The sequence below is a fragment of the Rhodoplanes roseus genome (genome assembly GCF_003258865.1).
Taxonomy (GTDB): domain Bacteria; phylum Pseudomonadota; class Alphaproteobacteria; order Rhizobiales; family Xanthobacteraceae; genus Rhodoplanes; species Rhodoplanes roseus.
Window position 1 is genome coordinate 6,064 of the sequence record NZ_NPEX01000198.1, and the last position, 5,062, is coordinate 11,125.

A 5,062-nucleotide genomic window follows, 5' to 3' on the forward strand; every position below is an offset into this window, starting at 1 on the left:
GAGGGTCGGAGTCGCCCGCGGCTTCGAAAGGTCACAAGCGGCTGCTGCCTCATCCTCCGCTCATGCCCGCGCAGGCGGGCATCCAGGCGGGCGTCAGGCGTCTTGCCGTGTCGTCCCTGGGTCCCGCCTTCGCCGGACGAGCGGAGGATTGTTCGACGAACCTGCTATAACGCGGCACTGGTCCCGATTCCGGCAGGTCGCCATGAACGTCTTCCGCCTCTATGCGCGCGCCCTGGCGCTGCTGGCGCGCGTCAAGGTTTTGGCCTGGACCCTGGTGGTCGCCAACCTGGCGCTCGCCGCGGCGCAGTTCGCCGAGCCGGTGCTGTTCGGGCGGGTGGTCGACACGCTCTCCGGCACGGCGGTCGGCGCAGCGTTCCCGTGGGTGACGCTCGGCGTGCTGCTCGCCGCCTGGGCCGCCTTCGGCTTGTTCAACATCGGCTGCGGCACCCTCACCGCCCTCTATGCCGACCGGCTCGCCCACCAGCAGCGCCAGGCCGTGCTGACCGACTATTTCGAGCACGTGCTGGAGCTGCCGCTCGCCTATCACGGGGCCACCCATTCGGGCCGGCTGATGAAGGTGATGCTGCAGGGTACCGACGCGCTGTGGGGCCTGTGGCTCGCCTTCTTCCGCGACAACCTCGCGGCGTTCGTGTCGTTCTTCGTGCTGCTGCCGCTGGCGCTGGTGCTCAACTGGCGCCTCGCTTTGCTGCTGCTCGTGCTGTGCGTCGTCTTCGCCGTGCTCACCGCCTTCGTCATGCGCAAGACGGAGACGCTGCAGCGCCTGGTCGAGAGCAACTATTCCGAGCTCGCCGAGCGCGCCTCCGACACGCTCGGCAATGTCGCGCTGGTGCACTCCTTCGCCCGCGTCGAGGCCGAGGTGACGGGGCTGAAGACCGTCGTCGACCGGCTGCTCGCCGCGCAGATCCCGGTGCTGTCCTGGTGGGCCGCCGTGGCGGTGCTGACGCGCGCCTCGACGACGCTGACGATGCTGTCGATCGTGCTGCTCGGCACCTGGCTGCACATCCGCGGCCTCGCCTCGGTCGGCGAGATCGTCACCTTCATGGGCTTCGCGACGATGCTGATCGCGCGGCTGCAGGACGCCGTGTGGTTCGTCAACCGGGTGTTCGCCGAGGCGCCGCGGCTGTCCGAGTTCTTCGAGGTGTTCGACGCCGTGCCGGCGATCGCCGACCGCCCCGACGCCGTCGACCCCGGCCGGCTGGTCGGCACCGTGGAGTTCGACGCGGTGTCGTTCTCCTACGACGGCAAGCGGCCGGCGGTCGAGAACCTCACCGTCACGGCGCGGCCGGGCGAGACAATCGCGTTCGTCGGCACCACCGGGGCCGGCAAGACCACGGCGCTGGCGCTGCTGCACCGCGCCTTCGATCCGCAGTCCGGCGCCATCCGCATCGACGGGATCGACATCCGCGCCATGAAGCTGTCGGCGCTGCGGCGGAACATCGGCGTGGTCTTCCAGGAAGGCCTGATGTTCAACCGCTCGATCGCCGAGAACCTGCGCATCGGCAAGCCGGACGCCACCGACGAGGAGGTGCGGCTCGCCGCCGAGCGGGCCCAGGCGATGGATTTCATCGCCCGCACGCCGGACGGCTTCGACGCCCGCGTCGGCGAGCGCGGCCGCAGCCTGTCGGGCGGCGAGCGCCAGCGCCTGTCGATCGCCCGGGCGCTCCTCAAGGAGCCGCCGATCCTGATCCTCGACGAGCCGACCTCGGCGCTCGACGCCAAGACCGAGACCAGGCTGATGGCGGCGCTCGACGAGGTGATGAAGGGGCGCACCACCTTCGTGATCGCCCACCGCCTCGCCACGGTGCGGCGCGCCGACCGCATCCTGATGTTCGAGCACGGCCGTGTGGTCGAGCAGGGCTCGTTCGACGAGCTGATGACGAAAGGCGGCCGCTTCGCCGAGCTGGCCCGCGACCAGTTCATCGCGGCTCCCCCGGGCACGGCGGCGGAGGCCGATGCGGCCGCCGCGGCGGCCGGCCATCCGGGGTGAGGGGACGGCCGCCCCGGACCCGGATGGCGCAGCCGGCCGTCAGCCCCGCCACATGCGCAGCAGCACGTCGTCGCGCCGGACGAACTGATGGTAGAGCGCGGCCGCGATGTGGGCGATGGCCAGCAGCGCGATCAGGATGCCGAAGGTCTGGTGCAGCCCGAACAGCGCCTCCGAGAAGGGGCGGTCCTGCGGCCAGATCGGCGGCAGCTCGAACAGCCAGAACACCGTGATGGGCGCCCGGTAGGCCGAGGTCGCGATCCAGCCGACCAGCGGCTGGACGATCAGCAGGGCGTAGAGGATGCCGTGCACCGCATGGGCGATGGCGCGCTGGCGCAGCGGGATGTCGCGCGGCAGCGGCGGCGGCGGGTTCTTGAGCCGGTAGAGAAAGCGCGCCAGCACCAGCGGCAGCAGCACGACGCCGAAGGAGCGATGCAGGTTGAAGGCGAGATCCTGGGCCGGGCCCGGCTCCGCATTCGCCATGTAGATGCCGCCTGGAATCATGCCGATCACGATCGCCGCCGTGATCCAGTGGAAGGCGCGGGCGGTCGCGGTGTAGCCCGCGCTCGTCCGATCGGGTGAGGTGGCGACGGCGGTCATCCGAGCGTTCCTTCGTTTCCGTCCGATGCGGCGAAAACAGCCGCGGTCCGAGCGGGCCGGGCGGTGCTGCGGCGCCTTACCACGCATCCGAGACCGGCCGGTCGTGCGACGGTCATTGAGCCGCCACGGCATGACAGGATAAAGTCCGGCGGGTTGCAAGCCTCCCTTGTGTCGCGCCGAAGGTGGAGCCTTCCGGCTGCTGCCGCGTTCTCGTCCGGGCGGGTGATCCGGCGCGCCGTCGCGCCGTATTGGATTAGCCCCGCCGTATCGTCGTCGTACACCGTCGTACCGAGGCCGGAACCGCAAGTGGACCCGTCGTCCTTCTTCCTGGGTGAGAGTCCGGTCGACGATTGGTCGGCCGTGCCGCAGGCGTTGCGGACCGGGGCGGCGTTGCCGCCCTGCTGGGAGCCGCTGTTCGGGCCGTTTCGCGAGGGCACGATCGACGATCTCGTGGTCGTCGGCCAGGTCGGGCAGTCGCTCGACGGCCGCATCGCCACGATCGGTGGCCGGCTCGAATACATCAACGGCGCCGAGGGGATCGCCCATCTGCACCGGCTGCGCGCCGTGGTCGACGCCGTGGTGATCGGCATCGGCACGGCGATGTGCGACGATCCCCAGCTCACGGTGCGGCACGTCGCCGGCCCCAACCCGGCCCGGGTGGTGATCGACCCGCGCGGCAAGCTCGCCGCCGATGCCCGCCTGCTCGCCGACGACGGCGCCCGCCGGGTCGTGGTGACGACGCGGGGCGCCGGCGCAGCGCTGCCCCCAGGCGTCGAGCGCGTCGCGCTGCCGGACCCCGACGGCGGGCGGCTCGATCCCGCCGCCATCCTGGCCGGCCTCGCCGCCGTCGGCTTCCGCCGCATCCTGATCGAGGGCGGCGCCGACACGCTGTCGGGATTTCTGGCCGCCGGCTGCCTCGACCGGCTGCACGTGGTGATCGCGCCGATCATCCTCGGCTCGGGCCGTCCGAGCTGCACGCTCCCGGCCATCGCCGACGCCGAGGACGCGCTGCGCCCGCGCGTGAGGACCGTGCCGCTCGGCGACGAGGTGCTGTTCGACTGCGACCTGTCGGCTCAGCGCCGGGTGGTCGGGCAGGCGAAGAAGTCGAGGTGACCGACCTGCAGCGTGGACCGGCTCGCCGCGATCATGATGCTGCGCCGGGTCGCCCAGCCGTCGATGGTGGTCTGCGGCACGCCGACCAGCTCGCGCGCGGCGCCCGCCAGCGAGGCGACCAGATCCTTCTGCAGCGGGTCGCCCGCCTCGACCCGCCAGTCCGAGGGACCGACCGTCACCTCGTAGCCGAGCCGCTCGAACATCTGCACGGCGCGCGCCGCCGCCGTGGGCCCCAGCGCCGGGCCGAACCCCTTGTCGGTGGTCTGATGGCGGTTGAAGGCCGAGACGATGGTGACGTCGGCGTCGTCGGCCGGCTCGAAGGCGACCCGCCCGTCATAGGACAAGGCCGCGTAGAGATGCAGGTGCCGGGCGGCGATCTCGGTCACCAGCCGCTCCAGCCACTCCTCCGAGACGAGATCCAGGAAGGCCGAGGTGACGACGAGATTCACCGGGCCGTCGAGCGCCGCCTCGAGGTCGCGGGCGAGGTCGACCGCCGCCACGGTGGCGCGCGTGCCGGTCACGGCCGCCGCCTCGGCCGCCGTCTTGGCGCGGGCCAGGAGGCCGAGATCGTTGTCGACCAGCATCCAGTGCTGATGCCGCGGCAGCGTCTCGCCCAGCGCCCGCAGGGTGGCGCCGGTGCCGCAGGCGAGGTCGACGACCGACAGCGACGCCTCGCCGGCGAACCGCTCCCGGACGGCGTCCAGCACCTCGGGATTGCGGGCCCGCCGGTCGTGCGGCTCGCGGCGCTCGAGCCAGTCTGCGCTGAAGGCACTCACGATGCGGTCTCGATCCTCTCGGTCGTCCTGTCGATGGCCCCGGCGATCGTCTCCGCGGCCTCTGCCCAGGTCGGCAGCCTCTCGGCGGCGGCCCGCGCCGCGGCGCCGAGCTTTTGCCGCAGGACCGGGTCGCCGATCACTCGGCGCAGCGCCGCCGCCAGCGCGGCGACGTCGTCCGGCGCGACCAGCAGCCCGGCTCCGGCCGGCACCGTGTCCGGGATCGCCCCGCCGGTGGTTCCGACCACCGGCAGAGCGTAGCTCGCGGCCTCCGAGAACGCCATGCCGTAGCCCTCGAAGCGCGACGCCAGCACGAAGGCGTCGGCCGCGCCGTAGAGCGCCGCGAGCTGTTCTGCCGACACCGTGCCGGCGAGCGTGACGCGGCCGGACAGCCCGCGCGCCGCGACCTGCGCGGCGATCGCGGCGGCGCAGGCCGGATCGCGGTCCGGCGGTCCGACGATGGTGAGCCGCCAGTCCAGATCCGCGACGCGTGACAGCGCCTCGATCAGCACGTCGTAGCCCTTGCGCGGCACCAGGGCGCCGACGGCGAGCAGCGCCACCGGGCCGCCGG

Annotated in this window: 5 protein-coding genes; 2 read left to right on the top strand and 3 right to left on the bottom strand. The window is 72.4% G+C overall.

The window, feature by feature from the left end; genetic code table 11:
* Nucleotides 1–202 precede the first annotated feature (202 nt).
* Entirely contained in the window at nucleotides 203–2,008 is a 1,806-nt protein-coding gene (locus tag CH341_RS22300; protein WP_111421175.1) for a glucan ABC transporter ATP-binding protein/ permease, read from the top strand.
* Nucleotides 2,009–2,047: 39 nt separating this feature from the next.
* Here CH341_RS22300 and CH341_RS22305 read toward each other — a convergent pair whose 3' ends face one another.
* A complete protein-coding gene (locus CH341_RS22305; RefSeq protein WP_111421176.1) occupies nucleotides 2,048–2,605 on the bottom strand; it encodes a cytochrome b in 558 nt (185 codons plus the stop codon).
* Nucleotides 2,606–2,911: 306 nt separating this feature from the next.
* On the opposite strand from CH341_RS22305, the gene CH341_RS22310 reads away from it, so the two are divergent.
* Nucleotides 2,912–3,718: a RibD family protein gene (locus CH341_RS22310; RefSeq protein ID WP_245431189.1), complete on the top strand. Its 807-nt coding sequence runs from the start codon at nucleotides 2,912–2,914 to the stop codon at nucleotides 3,716–3,718.
* On the opposite strand, the gene CH341_RS22315 is transcribed toward CH341_RS22310, so the two are convergent.
* Complete coding sequence (locus CH341_RS22315; protein WP_170149761.1) at nucleotides 3,679–4,494, bottom strand: class I SAM-dependent methyltransferase; 816 nt, start codon at nucleotides 4,492–4,494, stop codon at nucleotides 3,679–3,681. The two genes, CH341_RS22310 and CH341_RS22315, sit on opposite strands and share 40 nt — an antisense overlap.
* The coding region (locus CH341_RS22320) for a glycosyltransferase family 4 protein (RefSeq protein WP_146604577.1) at nucleotides 4,491–5,062 on the bottom strand (572 nt) is incomplete at its 5' end. The genes CH341_RS22315 and CH341_RS22320, both read right to left, overlap by 4 nt.

Bases quoted from the DNA above. Each gene is read 5' to 3' on its own strand.
- CH341_RS22300 (WP_111421175.1), top strand. From the start codon at position 203: ATGAACGTCTTCCGCCTCTATGCGCGCGCCCTGGCGCTGCTGGCGCGC.
- CH341_RS22305 (WP_111421176.1), bottom strand. From the start codon at position 2,605: ATGACCGCCGTCGCCACCTCACCCGATCGGACGAGCGCGGGCTACACC.